The 17055-nt window shown below is 69.8% G+C and carries 13 protein-coding genes, 2 tRNA genes and 1 other RNA gene; 10 read left to right on the top strand and 6 right to left on the bottom strand.

Features of this window, described 5'->3' with window-relative positions:
- Positions 1–51 precede the first annotated feature (51 nt).
- Positions 52–945 carry a Nif3-like dinuclear metal center hexameric protein gene (locus SCMU_RS11640; RefSeq protein ID WP_229229317.1) on the top strand — a complete coding sequence of 298 codons (894 nt, stop codon included), beginning with the start codon at positions 52–54 and terminating at the stop codon, positions 943–945.
- A 77-nt stretch (positions 946–1022) separates the two neighbouring features.
- Positions 1023–1757, top strand: a complete 735-nt coding sequence (locus SCMU_RS11635; protein ID WP_229229316.1) for a zinc ribbon domain-containing protein — start codon at positions 1023–1025, stop codon at positions 1755–1757.
- Positions 1758–1764: 7 nt separating this feature from the next.
- Here the strand turns inward: SCMU_RS11635 and SCMU_RS11630 are convergent, their stop codons facing one another.
- Positions 1765–2532 (bottom strand): YaaA family protein, encoded by a 768-nt coding sequence (locus SCMU_RS11630; protein ID WP_229229315.1) that lies wholly within the window; start codon positions 2530–2532, stop codon positions 1765–1767.
- 61 nt (positions 2533–2593) lie between these two features.
- Here SCMU_RS11630 and rnpB point away from each other — a divergent pair.
- The 3 genes from rnpB to SCMU_RS11615 all read left to right on the top strand — a co-directional run bounded on the left by rnpB (position 2594) and on the right by SCMU_RS11615 (position 4961).
- An RNA gene (rnpB, locus tag SCMU_RS11625) (RNase P RNA component class A) lies at positions 2594–2990 on the top strand.
- 236 nt (positions 2991–3226) lie between these two features.
- On the top strand, positions 3227–4708 hold the full coding sequence (locus tag SCMU_RS11620; protein ID WP_274602851.1) for a glyceraldehyde-3-phosphate dehydrogenase: 1482 nt from the start codon (positions 3227–3229) through the stop codon (positions 4706–4708).
- A 52-nt stretch (positions 4709–4760) separates the two neighbouring features.
- Complete coding sequence (locus tag SCMU_RS11615; RefSeq protein ID WP_229229314.1) at positions 4761–4961, top strand: hypothetical protein; 201 nt, start codon at positions 4761–4763, stop codon at positions 4959–4961.
- Between the two features lie 151 nt (positions 4962–5112).
- Here SCMU_RS11615 and def read toward each other — a convergent pair whose 3' ends face one another.
- The 3 genes from def to orn all read right to left on the bottom strand — a co-directional run bounded on the left by def (position 5113) and on the right by orn (position 6697).
- The gene (def, locus tag SCMU_RS11610) at positions 5113–5772 is read right to left on the bottom strand and encodes a peptide deformylase (RefSeq protein ID WP_229229313.1); all 660 of its coding nucleotides are present in this window, start codon (positions 5770–5772) and stop codon (positions 5113–5115) included.
- 100 nt (positions 5773–5872) lie between these two features.
- Positions 5873–5945: transfer RNA gene (locus tag SCMU_RS11605), tRNA-His, on the bottom strand.
- Between the two features lie 116 nt (positions 5946–6061).
- Positions 6062–6697 carry an oligoribonuclease gene (orn, locus tag SCMU_RS11600; RefSeq protein ID WP_274602850.1) on the bottom strand — a complete coding sequence of 212 codons (636 nt, stop codon included), beginning with the start codon at positions 6695–6697 and terminating at the stop codon, positions 6062–6064.
- A 106-nt stretch (positions 6698–6803) separates the two neighbouring features.
- Between orn and mptB (SCMU_RS11595) the strand changes: the two genes are divergently transcribed.
- Positions 6804–8366 (top strand): polyprenol phosphomannose-dependent alpha 1,6 mannosyltransferase MptB, encoded by a 1563-nt coding sequence (mptB, locus tag SCMU_RS11595; RefSeq protein ID WP_229229312.1) that lies wholly within the window; start codon positions 6804–6806, stop codon positions 8364–8366.
- Between the two features lie 97 nt (positions 8367–8463).
- Here the strand turns inward: mptB (SCMU_RS11595) and SCMU_RS11590 are convergent, their stop codons facing one another.
- Entirely contained in the window at positions 8464–9684 is a 1221-nt protein-coding gene (locus tag SCMU_RS11590; protein ID WP_229229311.1) for a glycosyltransferase 87 family protein, read from the bottom strand.
- 356 nt (positions 9685–10040) lie between these two features.
- Here SCMU_RS11590 and mptB (SCMU_RS11585) point away from each other — a divergent pair, with 356 nt between their 5' ends.
- Together mptB (SCMU_RS11585) and SCMU_RS11580 are read left to right on the top strand one after the other, a co-directional pair.
- Entirely contained in the window at positions 10041–11483 is a 1443-nt protein-coding gene (gene mptB, locus SCMU_RS11585) for a polyprenol phosphomannose-dependent alpha 1,6 mannosyltransferase MptB (RefSeq protein WP_229229310.1), read from the top strand.
- Complete coding sequence (locus SCMU_RS11580; protein ID WP_229229309.1) at positions 11480–14260, top strand: glycoside hydrolase family 2 TIM barrel-domain containing protein; 2781 nt, start codon at positions 11480–11482, stop codon at positions 14258–14260. Before mptB (SCMU_RS11585) ends, SCMU_RS11580 begins: the two co-directional genes overlap by 4 nt.
- Here SCMU_RS11580 and SCMU_RS11575 read toward each other — a convergent pair.
- A tRNA-Arg gene (locus tag SCMU_RS11575) sits at positions 14261–14333 on the bottom strand.
- Positions 14334–14538: 205 nt separating this feature from the next.
- Between SCMU_RS11575 and SCMU_RS11570 the strand changes: the two genes are divergently transcribed.
- On the top strand, positions 14539–15177 hold the full coding sequence (locus SCMU_RS11570) for a single-stranded DNA-binding protein (protein ID WP_229229308.1): 639 nt from the start codon (positions 14539–14541) through the stop codon (positions 15175–15177).
- Between the two features lie 129 nt (positions 15178–15306).
- Positions 15307–16989 carry an energy-dependent translational throttle protein EttA gene (ettA, locus tag SCMU_RS11565; RefSeq protein ID WP_229229307.1) on the top strand — a complete coding sequence of 561 codons (1683 nt, stop codon included), beginning with the start codon at positions 15307–15309 and terminating at the stop codon, positions 16987–16989.
- The last annotated feature ends 66 nt before the right edge of the window (positions 16990–17055 follow it).

Here is a 17055-nt window from a genome sequence, read left to right as displayed (position 1 = left end):
ACGTCAGAGCCCGCCACGCCAGAGAACGAGCAGTCCCCACACGAGCCCACAGTGGCCGAGAGCACGCCGACGGGGAAGGACGGGCAGGACGCCGCGCCCGCCGAAGGCGTCTCGCTCGCCGATGTCCTCGTGGCCATCGAGGAGCTCTGGCCCGAGTCCCTCGCCGAGGACTGGGACGCGGTGGGCCTCGTGGCGGGCCGCCCCTCCCAGCCCGTCCGGCGGATCCTGTTCTGCGTCGACCCGGTCCTGGAAGTCATCGAGGAGGCCGTGACGTGGGAGGCGGACCTCATCGTCGCCCATCACCCGCTACTCCTGCGGGGAGTCACGTCCGTTGCGGCGAACACGCCCAAGGGGCGCGCGGTGCACCGCCTCATCGAGTCCGGTGTGGCCCTCGTGAGCGTCCACACGAACGGCGACTCGGCCGTCGGCGGTGTGTCGGACGTGCTCGCCGATGCGTTGGGCCTCGACGGCATCGGGCCGCTGACCAAAGCGGCCAACGGCCTCCCGGAGGAGGGCATCGGGCGCGTCGGGGACCTGCCCGAGATCACGAGCCTCGGAGCCCTCGCGGAGCGGCTGTTCGCGATCCTGCCGGCCGTCGCCGGCGGCGTCCGCGTCTCCGGTGACCGTGACGGGCTCGTGCGTCGTGTGGCCGTGTGCGGGGGCGCGGGGGACAGCCTCTTCGACGCCGTGCGCGCGGCGGAGGCGGACGTCTACATCACGGCGGACCTTCGCCACCACCCCGCATCCGAGGCCCGCGCATCGTCTCTGGACGGGCGACCCTACCTGGTCGACGTGAGCCACTTCGCGAGCGAGTGGCTGTGGCTCCCGGCCGCCGCGAACGCGCTCGACAACGTCCTGACCGATCAGGGACACAGCCTGGACATCCGGGTCTCGACCATCAACACCGACCCGTGGGACTTCATCCTCACCCCCGGCGAGGAGTAGACAGCCGCAATACCGCCGCCCCGCTCGACGCCGCCGCGCACGCCAGGAGGCGGCAGCCCCACCCCAGGAGGTACGCAATGCCCAAGGCCCCCGCCGCCGAACAGCTCAAGCTGCTCGGGCTCCAGGCCCTCGACGCGAAGCTGCGAGCCCTCGACGTGCGCCGGAGGGCACTCGAGAACGACCCGCGGCTCGCTCCCGCGGCCGCCGAGCTGAGGGCGGCGGGCCTCGCTGCCCGGTCGGCCGACGACGCCGTCGCCGCGGCCGACGCCGAGCTGGTCGCTTCGGAGGACAAGGTCGCCGAGGTGTCCGCAAGGATCGCCAAGGACGAGCAGCGGCTCTACGCCGGAGGCCTCTCGAAGGACCTCGAGGCGCTCCAGAAGGACATCGCCGGTCTCACGGCGCGCAAGGGCGACCTCGAGGACGCCGAGCTCGAGATCCTCGAACGCCTTGACGGCCTCCGCGAGACCCAGTCGTCCGCGTCGGCCGCGCTGGCCGCGGCCCAGTCAGCCAGCGACGTCCTCCGTGCCGAGCTGGACGCCCAGATCTCCGAGGTCGCCGGAGAACGGGCGAGCGTGGCCGCCGAGCGGGCCCAGTACGCCGCGGGCGTCGACGAGGCTCTCGTCGAGGTGTACGAGAAGACCCTGGCGAAGCGAGGCGTGGGTGCCGCGCGCCTGTTCCACGGGACCTCGGAGGGGTCTGGGATGGCGCTGAGCCCCGGCGACCTCGCCGCGATCCGGGCGGCGGCCGAGGACGAGGTCGTGTTCTGCCCGGACTCGGGCTGCATCCTCGTCCGCTCCGCTGAGTGGAGCTGAGGCCCGCTCAGTCCCGCAGGATGAGCGCGAGGGAGTGCGGACGCCTTGCGGTTCCCTCCCGCAGCTCGGCCTCCCACTTCTCGCGCGCGACGGCGAGCAGCGCCTCGGGCGTCGCTGGCGCCTTCCCTCTCCGGGTGAGCAGATGGCGCGCGAGTTCGCCTCGGTGGTGCTTGGCGAAGTGGCTCACGACGCTGCGTTTCCCGTCCCGCTCGCGGAAGACGTCCACCGTCACGGTCGAGGCCGGGGGAGGGGCGTATGCAGCGGCGTAGGTGCTCGAGCGGCAGTCGACCACGAGCCCCTCGGCGGCGCGTGGCGCGAGGGCCTCGGCGAGGCGCGGCTTCCAGTAGGAGGCGAGCCGGCCCACGTCCGGCAGCGCCGTGGACATCGAGAGACGGTACGCGGGCACGGGATCGCCGAACCCGACCGCGCCCCACAGCGCTGAGACGACCACGATCCACTCGACGGCGCGCCGCCGTTGGGCCGGGGTGAGGGTCTCGTACCCGAGCGCCTCGTACAGGACCCCGGAGTAGACCGAGTGCGCCGGCGCCGCCGGTTCCGCGTGCAGCCGCCGGTTCCGCTCGACGTCGTGCGCCAATGACGCGCCCACGCCGAGCAACTCGAGCGCGTCCTCGCGGCCACTGACCTCCGCGAGGTGGGCCATCACTTCCTTGCGCGCCACCTCGAGCGCCGGGAAGCTCAGCGAGGCGAGGTCGACGGCGGGGCCCGCCGGCGGCGCGGGCGTCTTGCCCTCGGAGGGCGGAAGCAGGATGAGCACGCGAAAGATCGTACCGGGACGGCGGCCGGCGCCGCGCCCGGCTAGACTGGGCTTTCGAGGACAGGTCGGCCGGGCGACCGCGGGGCCGCTCCTTCGGGAGAGGCCGCGAGGAAAGTCCGGGCTCCGCAGGGCAGGGTGGTGGGTAACGCCCACTCGGGGCAACCCGCAGGCCAGTGCCACAGAGAACAGACCGCCGGTGCACCGCGCCTCGTGCGCAGCGCACCGGTAAGGGTGAAACGGCGGTGTAAGAGACCACCAGCTCCCCGGGCGACCGGGGAGGCTCGGTAAACCCCACCCGGAGCAAGGCCAGACAGGGCGCGTGACGAGGGCTGCCCGCCCCAGTGCCCGGGTAGGCCGCTCGAGGCCGCCGGCAACGGCGGTCCTAGATGGATGGTCGCCTCCCGCGTCAGGGCAACCCGGCGCGGAGACAGAACCCGGCTCACAGGCCGGCCTGTCCTCACCTTCACCGCTCCTGGCTCGCGGGCGTAACCGAGAGCGTGTGAGTGACTTCACAGGTCGCCCCGGCCCGGCCGGGCGGCGCCTCACGTACACTGGATGGTGAACGTAGATGTTCTCATGAGCCGGGCTCTGCGATCGCAGGACCGGCTCTTTCCATGCCCGTCGACCAATCCTGGGCATTATGGCGGGCATGCGCACGACGGCGTGCGCGCGAGACGCAGAGAAAGGCACCTGTGTGAGCACAACGACGGAATCCGCCCTGGGTACGTGGATCGGACGCGAGGCCGCCGCGGAGGAGATGATCCCGATCATCGGGCGCCTCTACCGCCAGAACAACGTGGTGACCTCGGTCCACGGCCGCAGCCTCATCAACCAGTCGGTGGTCGGCCTCCTCAAGGCCCACCGCTGGGCCCGCCAGATCGACAGCGAGGAGCTGGCTCTCGAGGAGACCCTCCCCATCCTGAAGGTGCTCGACACCCTCGAGCTCGGCGCCGCGTCGATCGACATCGCGCGACTGAACGAGGCGTTCCGCGCCGAGGGCCAGGCCCTCGGCCTCGAGGAGTTCCTCCGCGCAGAGCTCGCCCCGATCGTCGGCAAGCACGGCGCGGATCCTCGCAGGAGCCAGGACGTCGTCCTCTACGGCTTCGGCCGCATCGGCCGCCTCGTCGCGCGCATCCTCATCGAGCACGCCGGTGGCGGCGACGGCCTGCGCCTGCGCGCCATCGTGGTCCGCAAGGGCTCCGACCAGGACCTCGTCAAGCGTGCGAGCCTGCTCCGCCGGGACTCGGTCCACGGCGCGTTCGAGGGCACCATCACGGTCGACCAGGAGAACAACACCATCCTGGCCAACGGCACCCTCATCCAGGTCATCTACTCGGACAGCCCCGCCAGCGTCGACTACACCCAGTACGGCATCCACGACGCGATCGTGGTGGACAACACGGGCAAGTGGCGCGACGCGGAGGGCCTATCCCAGCACCTGCAGAGCAAGGGCGTGGCGCGCGTCCTGCTCACGGCCCCCGGCAAGGGCGACCTTCCGAACATCGTCCACGGCATCAACCACACGTCGATCTCCAAGGACGACAAGATCGTCACGGCGGCCTCGTGCACGACCAACGCGATCACTCCGGTCCTCAAAGCGATCAACGACAAGTACGGTGTGGTCCACGGCCACGTCGAGACGGTCCACTCGTTCACGAACGACCAGAACCTCATCGACAACTTCCACAAGGGCAACCGCCGTGGCCGCGCCGCCGGGCTCAACATGGTCATCACCGAGACGGGTGCCGCGAAGGCCGTCGCCAAGGCGCTCCCCGAGCTCGCCGGCAAGCTCACGGGCAACGCGATCCGCGTCCCCACCCCGGACGTCTCCATGGCAGTGCTGAACCTCAGCCTCGAGAAGGAGACCACCAAGGACGAGGTCAACGCGTACCTGCGCGAGATGTCGCTGCACTCCGACCTGCGCAAGCAGATCGACTACATCGACTCGCCCGAGGTCGTCTCCACTGACTTCGTCGGTTCGCGCCGCGCGGGCATCGTCGACGGCCTCGCGACGATCTCCACGGGCAAGAACCTCGTGCTCTATGTCTGGTACGACAACGAGTTCGGCTACTCCACCCAGGTGGTGCGCGTCCTCGAGGACATGGCGGGCGACCACGCTCCGACGTTCCCCGTCCAGACCGCGGCGGACGAGTACGAGCTGGCAACGACTCGGTAGCGATTCGCCAGCGGTGCTGGATTCGCAACGGGCCCAGGGGCAAGATGCACCTATGGAACCTACCGAGCATGACAGCACTCTCGAGCACGCGCTCGACGTCGCGAAGGCCAACGCCAAGCAGGCCAAGCTCCTCGTGGACCACGCGAAGGCCGCCCTCGCCAGAGGGGACGTCACGCCTGAGCGCGTCGCCCAGCTCGAGGCGCTCAGACAGGCCGCGGACGAGGACCTCCTCCGCGTGACCCGTGAACAGTAGAAGGCACTGACGGCAAGGGCGCCGCACCCCTGGAAGGGGTGCGGCGCCCTTGCCGTTGCGGGTCGCGCGTCAGGGGCCCGCCGTGCCTGCAGTGTCGGAGGCGGCCCGCGCTGTCAGACGCGGTACTGCCGCTTCGGTGGGCGGCCGCTGTTCAGAGTCCGGTCTCGTCGTGGCCGGCATGTCCGTGACCGCCGTGGCCATGCGAGTGGTCATGCTCATGCACGTCGTCGTCGTGGTCGCCGTGCCCGAACGGGTCCGGGTCCACCCCGGGCATCCAGGTCAGGCCCGGTACGCCCCAGCCGTGCTTCCTGGCGGCGCGACGGGCCTTTTTCGCGTACTTGTCGATGAGCCGGTTGACATAGAGCTTGCCGTCCAGGTGGTCGTACTCGTGCTGCATGACCCGCCCGAACCAGCCGGTGGCCACGAACTCGAGGGGCTGGCCGTCGCCGTCGAACCCCTCGACCTTGACCCACTCGGCCCGCCGCAGGGGGTAGCCCTCGCCCGGGAACGAGAGGCAGCCCTCCTCGTCTTCCTCGGGGTCCGGCGCGGCGCCGGAGACCTTGGAGAGCGTCAGGCGGGGATTCACGATGGCGCCGCGCGGCGGCACGCCGTCCTCGTTGCGGAACTTGTACACGAAGACGCGCAGCCCGACCCCGATCTGGGGGGCGGCGAGACCGGCGCCGTGGGCGGCGTCGTTCGTCTCGTGCATGTCAGCGATGAGGGTGCGCAGCGCGTCGTCGAACTCCGTGACCTCGGCGGCCCGCTGGTGAAGGACGGGTTCGCCCCAAATGGTGATCGGGTGGACAGTCACGGTGCGGCTCCTGATGTGCTGGATGGCGCTGAAACGGAACGAGGCCGCCGGGATGAATCCCTGGCGGCCTCGTGCTGACCGGAATGCCCGGCCCCTTCGGGGTGAGTAACGGGGCTCGAACCCGCGACCTTCTGGACCACAACCAGACGCTCTGCCAACTGAGCTATACCCACCGTGCGCACTCGGGAGATGTCCTGGAAACGAGGTTCCAGGGTTCTTCCCCGCGAAAGCAACGAGAAATAGTCTACCTGCTCGCGGGAGTGCTCATGACCAAAACGGCCGGTCGGGGCTAACTTTTTTCTTCTGCGCTCGGCCCCGGTGCGCCGGCTGCAATGCGCTGGGCGACCTCCCGTGCAGCTGCAGACTCGGGCCCCGGGGCACGGACGAAGACAGTCTCGCGGTAGTAGCGGAGTTCGTCGATGGAATCGCGGATGTCTCCCAGCGCCCGATGGTTCCCGGTCTTGGCCGGCGCCTGGAAGTAGGCGCGCGGATACCAGCGCCGGGCCAACTCCTTGATGGTCGAGACGTCGATCACCCGGTAGTGGAGGTGCTCGATGACCTCGGGCATGTCGCGGGCCAGGAACAGCCGGTCCGTGCCGACCGAGTTCCCGCCGAGCTGGGCCTTGTTGGGCTCCTTGACCCAGGTGCGGATGTACTGCATGACCTCCGCCTGGGCGGCGTCGAGCGTCATCCCGCTGGGGAGTTCATCGATCAGCTTCGACTCGGTGTGCATCGTGCGCACGAAGTCGTTCATGCCGGACAGCGCCTCGTCGCTGGGCTTGATGACGACGTCGACGCCGTCACCGAGGATGTTGAGCTCCGAATCCGTCACAAGCACGGCGACCTCGATGAGGGCATCCGCGACCGGGTCGAGGCCGGTCATCTCGCAGTCGATCCAGACAATGTGTTCGTTGCTGATGGGCACCCGCCAAGACTACCGCCAGCAGCGCTGCCGGCCGGTCCGGCGGCCGCCGTCGGGCCCGCCCAAAATGGTAAAGTGAGGCTCTCCCGCACTGAACGAAGGGTGACCCATGTCTTCACAGCGCCCAGGCCTGCCCGGGAGACTTCTCGGGTGGCTGCGCTCCCTGTGGACGGCGGTCCCCCCCGCGGGCGTCAACCAGCGTCCCCACTGGGCTCTTGGGCAGGGGATGGTCGGCTCTCTCCTGATCGTCTTCGGCTCCTTCGGCGTCGGCTGGCTGGCCGACGCGTCGGTGTTCACACGGAACCCCTTCTTCATCGCCCTGCGGACGGAGACCTGGGGGGTCACGACCTGCATCGTCTCCCTCGTGATCGGTGCCATGCTCCTGACGCGCTCGTGGCTCCGGCTCGGCCAGCGCCTGCGCAACTGGGGGCCCGGCACACTGCGCCCCACGGTGCTGGCGGTCGTGCTATGGGGGCTGCCCCTGACCCTCACCCTGCCGATCTACTCGAGGGACGTGTATGCGTACGTGGGGCAGGGGCGGCTCATGGCGGCCGGGCTCAATCCGTACACGAACGGCATTTCGAGCCTGAACAACTGGCTCGAGCTGGGCACGGACCCCTCGTGGGCCTCGACCCGCACCCCTTATGGTCCCTACTTCCTCTGGCTCGAGCGTTGGGTCGTCCAGATCACCGGCGGCCAGCCCGATACTTCGGTGCTGCTCTTCCGGGTCCTCGCTCTCGCGGGCGTCGCGATGAGCGCCTACTACGGCTATCGCCTCGCCCAGCTGCATGGGATAGACGGCGCACGGACGATCTGGCTCAGCGTGGCCAACCCGCTCTTCTTGATCTCCTGCATTGCGAGCGCCCACAACGAGGCGCTCATGATCGGCTTCGCTGTCGCCGGCGTGTACTACGCGGCCAAGGGGAACTGGTTCATGGGGATCGTCCTGACGACCCTTTCCATCGGCGTCAAGCCGATCACAGCCGTCGTGCTCCCGTTCATCGGCCTGCTGTGGGCCGGCCCGGGCGCGACCTGGGCGCGGAGGTTCCTGTGCTGGGCCGGGACCGGGATGATCAGCCTCGCACTGTTCGCCGTGAGCGCGCTCGTCTACGGGCTCGGGTTCGGCTGGGTCAACGCGATCGTGGATCCGACGCCTGGGTTCATCGCGTACACGCCCTCGGGGTTCTCGAGCAACATCCTCGCGACAATGCTCAGCGCCGTAGGGCTCGACGGCGGTTCCATCGCCGAGGGCTACCGTGCGGTCCTCAAGTGGGCCGGCATCGGCATCGCCGTCCTGCTGATCCTGCGCGGCGACGACCGTCGGGTGGTGCGCCGGCTCGGCCTGGCCTTCATGGCCATCGTGGTCCTCGGGCCCATCATCCAGCCGTGGTACGTCCTGTGGTTCTTCCCGTTCCTTGCAGTGACGGGGCTGCGGGACAACTGGGAGGTCAAGCTCTGGTACCTCACGGTGGTGTTCTTCGTGGTCTTCGGGGCGCAGGACCAGCTGCACGTCTTCGGATTCGTGAACATCCCCGTCCCGCCGGATGTGCTCGCGGGGCTCGTGGCCCTCGCATTCGTCGCCTACCTCGTCCTGCTGGATCCCAAGACGCGGCGCATCGTTTTCGAGCGGACCCGCGCCGAGCGGCGGGGCGTCGAGGCCCGCGGGGCCTGACCGGGGCCGCCGACCAAGAACGCCGCACCAGGACGCGTCGCCATCCGCGGGGAAGGGCGTGACGTCCCGGTGCGGCGTTCTTCGGCCTCGATGCTGGCTACACGGCGTCGGAGGAGGGAACCGCGGGCGCGCCCTTGCGGCCCAGCCGGACGAGCCGGATCGCGGACCAGACGAACAGGACCACGAGGAGCACGTTCCGGACGGTCAGGACGAAGGCCATGATCGGGTTGTTGTGGCTCAAGGCGTCGTAGAAGAGCGGGTAGATGAAGTACGTGGCCACCGCGACGCCGAGCAGCAGGCGGGCCGGAACCCGCCACGCCGCGCGGTCCTGCGCAATGCCCAGCGCCACCACCGGGCCCAGCCACAGCATGAACTGCGGCGACCCCACCTTGTTGAACACGATGAAGGCGCTCACCATGGCGAGCGCGCCTGCGAGCAGGAGCTCCGACCGATCCTCGTGGCCGCGCTTCTTGCCCTCGTGCAGGGCCCAGAAGATTGTGCCGGCGATCGCGACGGCGACGACGACGAAGAGCGGCTGCATGAGCGCCGAGGCGATAGAGGATCCGGGACCGTCCACCTGCATCGAGTTGATCTCGGTGTTCATGTACATGCGCGCGCCGCCGAGCCCCAGAACGGACATCCAGAGCCAGGGCGTGGTGAAGGTCGCCTCGAGCTGCATGCCCCGCGAGCCCTGGGTGGTGAGGAAGTCGAGGAGGTGGTGGAAGACGCCGAGGGCGGCCGCGGCCGCCGCGACCACGGCCGTGACAAGCACGGCGCCCGCGACGACCTTCCACCGATCGCGCAGGACGGCGAACAGCGGCAGCAGCGCCGCTGCCGGCCAGACCTTCATCCAGGTGGCGAACGCGAGGATCGCGGAGGCCGCGAAGGGGCTCGCGACGCCGAGGCTGAGGCCCAACAGGACGATCGGTGCCGTCACGCCGTCCACCCGTGCGAAGCCGAGGAGCCCCATGATCGCGATGAACACGAGCCACCACCATGCGGCCCGCACGCCCTCGCGCTTGGCGCCCCAGCCGCTCAGGACGCCGATCGCCACGCCGTTGAGCACCGATGTGAGCACTACCCAGAGGATGAGGAAGGGCCCGGGACCGGCGAGGCCGGAGATCCAGATGGGCAGGAGGCCCGCGATGGGGTACACCCACGGCGAAGGCTGCACGTCCTGGGGGAACCCCGCCGCGGCCCAGTCGCGGTAGATGTTGGTGTCGCTGAAGGCCTGGCCCTGGAATACGAAGATCGAGAGGTATGCGAGGTAGCCCAGGTGCACGGCGAGGAAGCCGGTCAGCAGGCCCCGGGGAGTCATGAGCCACGCCGTGATCCGACGTTGCTCTCCGGTCTGGCTCTTGTCCGCGGGGCGGGCGGGCTGGATGGAAATGGCGGGTCTCCTCGGCGTGGGTCGGCAGGCCGCAGGGCGCTCGCGACCGCCCGACAGTCTATCAGCGAGCCTTCGTGCGGGCCGGAAGGGTTTTCCCGGCCCGCACCGGCCCTGCTGATAGCATCGAGAGGACGTCACGCCGACGCCGGGGCGGCCTTCTGGGGCATGCACCGATCGGCGCCTCCGCGACAGTAGGGACCTTGATGCCTCACCCCCGGGCAGGCGGCAGCCTGAGCGTTCCCCGGACCGTGCGGACCATCGCGGCGCTCCCCGGAGGAGGCAGCGTGGCCGTGTGGCAGGGCGCGGTGGCTGCGCTGTGCATGGCGGTGGGTGGCCTCGGAGTGGGCTGGATGGCCAGCGGCTCCTCCCTCATCCGGGTTCCCTTCTTCATCGCCCTGCGCGACAACCCTGTCCTCGTGGTCCTGAGCACGGCCCTCGTCGCCTTCGGCGGGCTCCTGCTCGTGCGGGCCTGGCTGCGGCTGGGACAACGCGTCGACGATTGGCGCGCCGTCCACCCTCTGGCTGCGGTCAAGGTCGCGGCGCTGTGGTGTGCGCCGCTCATGGTCACGTTCCCGCTCTTCAGCCGGGACGTCTACGCGTACATCGGGCAGGGGCGACTCATGGCCGCTGGGCTCGACCCCTACGTCAACGGCATCTCGGCGCTGAACAACTACCACAACCTCGGCCCGGACTCGTTGTGGACCGAAGCGCCCACCCCGTACGGCCCGCTGTTCCTGTGGATCGAGCAGGCGGTGGTGGGGGTGAGCGCGGGCAATCTCGAGATCGCCATCCTCCTGTTCCGGCTCGCGGCGGCCGTCGGGGTCGCACTGTGCGCGGTCGCGGTGATCGGGCTGTCCGAGCACTTTGGCGTGGACCCCTCGAAGACGCTCTGGCTCACGGTCGCCAACCCGCTGTTCGTCATCAACTTCATCGCGAGCATCCACAACGATGCGCTCATGCTGGGGCTCCTGCTCGTGGGCCTCCTCGCGGCGGTGCGCCGGCATCCGGTGCTCGCGACCGTCCTCGTGACCGCCTCGATCGGCGTCAAACCGATCACGGTCATCGCCCTGCCCTTCATCGGTCTGATCTGGGCGGGGAAGGACGCCGGGTGGGGCCGGCGGATCGCCTGCTGGGCCGGGACCGCGGGGATCGCGGTCGCGCTGCTGACGGCCGCGGGCGCCGCCACGGGCTTCTGGTTCGGCTGGGTTCCCGCCATGGCCACCCCTGGGACGCTCTGGATCTGGTATGCGCCCTTCGGGCTGCTCTCGGCGATCGCCGGCGGCATCACCCAGGTGGCGGGCGGCGACCCGGACCTCGTGGCAGGGATCGTCAAGCGCGTGGGAACCATCGTCGGCGCCCTTGCGGCGGTATGGTTCGTCCTCCGCGGGCGCAGCGAGAAGGTCTTCCTCCGGATGGCACTCGCGTTCACCGCGATCGTGGTCACCGCACCCATGATCCAGCCCTGGTACATCACGTGGCTCATGGCCCTGTTCGCACTCGTGGGCGTTCGGGACGGCTGGCCGCTCCTGTCGTACTACGTCGTCACCGTCTTCTTCACCGTCATCGCGATCACGGACCAGCTCGACGTGTTCGAGTGGATCCCGCTGTGGGTCGTGAGGGCGGTCGCCATCGTGCTGAGCGTGGGCTTCGTGGCCTACATGATGCTGTGGGACTGGAAGACCCGGGTGCTGTTCGCGCCGCTCATCCCGAAGCGGAGCACAGCGTGACCCCGGCCCGCCCGGAGCGCGCGTGGTTCGCCGACACGGCACCCCACCACGCGGCGCTTCCGGCGCGGGCCGCCTTGGACACCGATGCCGTTCGGATGACGCTCGACGGCGCGTGGTCCTTCCGCCGCCTCTCCCACGTCCCAGCGGGCGCGGGCACCGGATTCGAGGCGCGGGACTATGACGACTCCCGCTGGGAACGCATACGGGTGCCGCACTCCTGGGAGACCGGCGGCACGGCCACAGCCCCGACCGACCCCGCAGCCGGAGGCTACCCCTTCCCGGTGGATCCGCCCGAGGTCCCGGACGAGAACCGCACGGGCGAGTACCGGGCCTGGTTCGATCTCCCCGACGCGCCGGGCCGCGGCCGGTGGCTGCTGCGCTTCGAGGGCGTCGACTCGGGATTCGAGGTGTTCATCAACGCCACTCGGGTCGGCGACGCGATGGGCTCATGCCTCACGCACGAGTTCGACGTGACGGCCCATCTCTTCGAGGGCCGCAACCTCCTGGCTGTGCGCGTGCACGAGTGGTCGGCCGGGTCGTACCTGGAAGGCCGCGCGAGCGGACGGCGCCCTGGCATCACCGGGACCGTCAGCCTTCTGAACCGTCCGGACGGAGGGCTCGACGACCTTTTCGTCCACGCGGCGTTCGACGCCGCCACCCGCACGGGGCGACTGTCCGTCGAAGGGCCGCCGGGCGCCGTCGTGCGTCTTGCGGAGTTGGGGATCGAGGTGCTTGCCAACGAGGAGGTGGCCGTCCCCGGCGTCGAGCCGTGGAGCGCGGAGGTGCCCCGGCTGTACCGCGGGACCGTTTCCGTGGGCGATCCGACGCCCCTGGAGACCGTCCAGATCACCGTGGGCTTCAGGAGCGTCGCGATCCGGGACGCGACGCTCCTGGCCAACGGGGTCCCCGTGAGGCTGCGAGGTGTGAACCGTGCGTCTGGCGGGGCCACGCGCGAAGACGTCGAGCTGATGAAGCGGCACAACATCAACGCCGTTCGGACCGGCCACTGCCCTCCGGACGAGCGCTTCCTCGCCCTGTGCGACGAGTACGGCCTCTGGGTCGTCGACGAGTGCGGCCTGGACACCCATCCGTTCGAGCGTGTCGAGTGGCGCCGGAACCCGGGAGCGGAGCCCGCGTGGCGGGACGCCCTGCTGGACCGGACGCAGCGCATGGTCGAGCAGGGCAAGAACCATCCCTGCGTGATCGGCTGGTCGCTCGGCGGCGATTCGGGCAGGGGAGCCAACCTCGACGCCATGGCCGAGTGGGTCCGCGCCCGCGACCCTGAACGGTTCGTGCTCTACGTGGGCGATCTGGACGGCGAGTCGGCCGATGTCTACGCCCGCGCGGACATCGGCCCGGCGGAGACCGAGCTCGTCGGCCGAGGCGAGGAGGCGCCGGCCCCGGATCTGCGCGCGGACCGCCGACGCCGTGCCCTGCCGTTCGTGCTGTGCGAGGAAGCGCGGGTCGGTGGCATCGGCACGGCCGGTCTCGGCGAGTACGTGGAGCTGTTCGAGGAGTACCCCCGGCTCGCCGGCGGCTTCGTGGGGGAGTGGACCGGTCTTCTGGCCCCTGACCACACGCCCCTGCCGGGTCTCCTGGAGATGGCCCGCGCGTACGCGCCGGTCACGATCAGTTCTTCGCGCGATGGCGTCGCGGTCACCTCGAGGTACGGTCATCGCAGCACGGGCCACCTGCGCTTCCGTTTCCGGATCGAGGATGACGGCGAGCCGGTCGCCTCGGGTGGCCTCGAGGTGCCAGAGCTCGGGCCGGGGGAGCACGTGCTCGTGCCGCTGCCCGAGCCTGCCTCGCCCACGCCCGCGCGGCCGGCTGGCGCACAGCGATGGCTCACGGTGAGTGCGGAGCTCCCGGCCGGCACGCCGTGGGCGCCGGCGGGCCACGAGGTCGCATGGGGCCAGACCCGGATCGTGGAGGGCGGCGAAGAGCGGCGTCGCCCGGCGCATCGGCCTGCGCGCCCGCCCGGAGATGCGCCCGCCGTCGCGCGCCCGGACGGAGGGTGGGACCTCGGGGCGGGACGCTTCGAGCCCTCGGGGCGGCTGGTGGGGCTCAGCGGCATTCCCGTCCTCGGGCCGCGCCTGGACCTGTGGCGTGCTCCCACCGACCGAGACGAGCGTGGACTGGACGAGTCCCGCGCCAGGGCATGGCGGGAGCTCGGGCTGGACAGGCTGTGCCACCGCACCGTCTCCATGGCCCCCGAGGAGAACGCGCTGAGCGTCGTCGCCCATGTCATGCCTGCGGGCACGGATGTGGGCTACGAGGTCGAGTACCGCTGGAGGGGGCACGACGGCGGCCTGGGACTTGACGTCGTCGGCTCGCCGCTCGGCCCCTGGACACTGCCGGTCCCCAGGCTGGGCGTGCAGATGGCCGTTCCGCGGGCCCTCAACATGGTGCGATGGGTGGGGCTCGGTCCATCAGAAGCGTATCCGGGTGCTTCCCTCGCGGTCAGGCAGGGCCGCTTCTCGTCCGGCGTGGCCGGTCTGCAGACTCCGTTCCCGAGGCCGCAGGAGAACGGCGCGCGCCGCGGCGTGAGGTGGGCCGAGCTCTCGGGGGCCGGATCACGGTTCACGGTGCGGGGCGAGGGATTCATCCTGGCGGTCCGGCCGTGGACGTCCGAGTCGCTGGCCGCGACAGCCCACGCCGCGGATCTCGTGGACGATCCCGAGTGGCTGTGGGTCACGATGGATGAGGAGCATGACGTGGATGCGCGGCGTTTCAGGCTCTCGCTCGAGCTCCACGCAGACGCCGGCGCGGTCGGATAGCGCCCCAGGAGGGAATCGAACCCCCGACCAAGAGATTAGAAGGCTCCTGCTCTATCCTCTGAGCTACTGGGGCAACTGTGAAAGTCTATCCCGCCAGCGACGGGATCTCGTACATGGCATCAACGTCGATGCCGCTGCGATTACTCCTCCACAGGTGCTCGACCCGGCGCGTCGTCCACATGCGGGGTGGTGCGGCTTCCTCCGGTCGGTGTGCACCGGGAGGCTGGTCGCAGGTCGCCAGACGGCGGCCGTGGCAACTGGCACCAGGAGGTGGCGGCATGAGCGACTCGATCACGATGCGCGGCTGGGTGGGGACCGAGCCGACCAAGGGTCTCACGAGGCACAATCGGCTGTACGCGCGGTTCAGGATGTCCGTGACTGAGCGGTGGAAGGACCATGAGCGGCAGGCCTGGGTCACCGGGCACACCAACTGGTTCACCATCCAGTGCTACGGCGAGATGGCGGACAACGTCGCCGCGAGCATCCGCAAGGGCCAGCGCGTCATCGTCGTGGGCCGGCTGCAGCTGCGTACCTTCCAGCGGGCTGATGGGACCTTCGGCAGCGAGGCCGTGATCACCGCGTCCTCCGTGGGGCAGGACCTTGCCATGGGCATGGCGACGTGGAACCGGCGGCGGGACGAGGAAGACTCCCGTCGTCTCGCGGACCGGCCTGCGTATGTCGAGGGAGTTGGAGCGGTGAACCCGGGCACCGGCGAGGTGCACCTGGACGCGGTGGTCGAGGATCCTTTCGGGCCGGAACCGACGGAGTTCGACGACCCCGCCTTCCTCGATGAGGACGAGGCGCCGTACGGCCGCGACGGGCAGCCCGAGGCGGAAGGCGCCCCTGAGGGCGAAGCGCCAGGCGAGGGCACGCGGGACGCCGCGCACCCGGACGGAGAGAGCCTTTTGTCCACGTAGGTGTCGGCGCCCGGGCCGGGGGCCGCACGTGCACAGACCGGAAGGGCCGCGCGCTGCTGGAAGCGCCTGGCCCTTCCGGTCGAGGGGATGGATGTGTGATCGTCGGTGCGACCCACTAGATTTAACGCCATGGCGGAATTCATCTACACCATGACCAAGGCCCGTAAAGCGGTGGGCGACAAGGTCATCCTCGACGACGTGAGCATGTCCTTCTTCCCCGGAGCCAAGATCGGCGTCGTGGGCCCGAACGGCGCTGGGAAGTCGACCATCCTGAAGATCATGGCAGGCCTCGACACCCCGTCCAACGGCGAGGCACGGCTGTCGCCGGGCTACTCCGTGGGGATCCTCCTCCAGGAGCCACCGCTCAACGAGGAGAAGACCGTCCTGGGCAACGTCCAGGAGGGCGTCGGCGAGATCTACGCGAAGATCGAGCGGTTCAACCAGATCTCCGAGGAGATGGCGAACCCCGACGCCGACTACGACTCGCTCCTTGAGGAGATGGGCAAGCTCCAGGAGGCCATCGACGCCGCCGACGCCTGGGACCTCGACTCGCAGCTCGAGCAGGCGATGGACGCCCTGAGGTGCCCCCCGCCGGACGCCGACGTCAAGGTCCTCTCGGGAGGCGAGCGCCGCCGCGTGGCCCTGTGCAAGCTCCTCCTGCAGAAGCCTGATCTCCTGCTCCTCGATGAGCCCACGAACCACCTCGACGCCGAGAGCGTCCTCTGGCTCGAGCAGCACCTGTCGAACTACCCGGGCGCAGTGCTCGCCGTCACCCACGACCGCTACTTCCTCGACCACGTCGCCGAGTGGATCTGTGAGGTTGACCGCGGCCGCCTCTACCCGTACGAGGGCAACTACTCGACGTATCTCGAGAAGAAGCGTGCGCGCCTCGAGGTCCAGGGCAAGAAGGACGCCAAGCTGGCGAAGCGTCTCTCGGACGAGCTCGAGTGGGTCCGCTCCAACGCCAAGGGACGCCAGACCAAGTCCAAGGCACGCCTCGCCCGCTACGAGGAGATGGCCGCCGAGGCCGAGCGCACCCGCAAGCTGGACTTCGAGGAGATCCAGATCCCGCCGGGCCCGCGACTCGGCCAGCTCGTCATCGAGGCCAAGGACCTCAAGAAGGGCTTCGGCGACCGCGTGCTCATCGACGGCCTCTCGTTCTCGCTCCCGCGCAACGGGATCGTCGGCGTGATTGGGCCCAACGGCGTCGGCAAGACGACGCTGTTCAAGACGCTCGTGGGCCTCGAGCCGCTCGACGGCGGCGACCTGAAGATCGGCGAGTCGGTCAAGATCTCCTACGTCGACCAGTCGCGTGGGGGCATCGACCCCAACAAGACGCTCTGGGAGGTCGTCTCGGACGGGCTCGACCACATCCAGGTCGGCCAGGTCGAGATGCCGTCGCGCGCCTATGTCTCCGCGTTCGGCTTCAAGGGGCCGGACCAGCAGAAGAAGGCCGGCGTGCTCTCCGGCGGGGAGCGGAACCGCCTGAACCTTGCGCTCACCCTCAAGCAGGGCGGCAACCTCCTGCTCCTCGACGAGCCCACGAACGACCTGGACGTCGAGACGCTCTCGAGCCTCGAGAACGCCCTGCTCGAGTTCCCCGGCTGCGCCGTCGTGGTCTCCCACGACCGCTGGTTCCTGGACCGCGTCGCCACCCACATCCTCGCCTACGAGGGCACGGACGAGGACGAGGCCAACTGGTACTGGTTCGAGGGCAACTTCGAGTCGTACGAGGAGAACAAGGTCGAGCGGCTCGGTCCCGAGGCGGCCAAGCCCCACCGCGTGACGCACCGCAAGCTCACGCGCGACTGACACCGCGCCACGCCGCGTCCGCGGCGCGAGGCGAACGCACGTAGGGCCAGCCCAGTCGGGCCGGCC

The organism is Sinomonas cyclohexanicum, from assembly GCF_020886775.1.
GTDB lineage: Bacteria > Actinomycetota > Actinomycetes > Actinomycetales > Micrococcaceae > Sinomonas > Sinomonas cyclohexanicum.
Note: the sequence above shows the minus strand (reverse complement) of the source record. Positions and strands in the feature narration are given on the sequence as shown.

Coding starts and splice junctions, on each gene's coding strand:
- SCMU_RS11615 (WP_229229314.1), top strand. CDS start 4,761: ATGGAACCTACCGAGCATGACAGCACTCTCGAGCACGCGCTCGACGTC.
- SCMU_RS11635 (WP_229229316.1), top strand. CDS start 1,023: ATGCCCAAGGCCCCCGCCGCCGAACAGCTCAAGCTGCTCGGGCTCCAG.
- ettA (WP_229229307.1), top strand. CDS start 15,307: ATGGCGGAATTCATCTACACCATGACCAAGGCCCGTAAAGCGGTGGGC.
- mptB (WP_229229312.1), top strand. CDS start 6,804: ATGTCTTCACAGCGCCCAGGCCTGCCCGGGAGACTTCTCGGGTGGCTG.
- SCMU_RS11590 (WP_229229311.1), bottom strand. CDS start 9,684: ATGACTCCCCGGGGCCTGCTGACCGGCTTCCTCGCCGTGCACCTGGGC.
- SCMU_RS11570 (WP_229229308.1), top strand. CDS start 14,539: ATGAGCGACTCGATCACGATGCGCGGCTGGGTGGGGACCGAGCCGACC.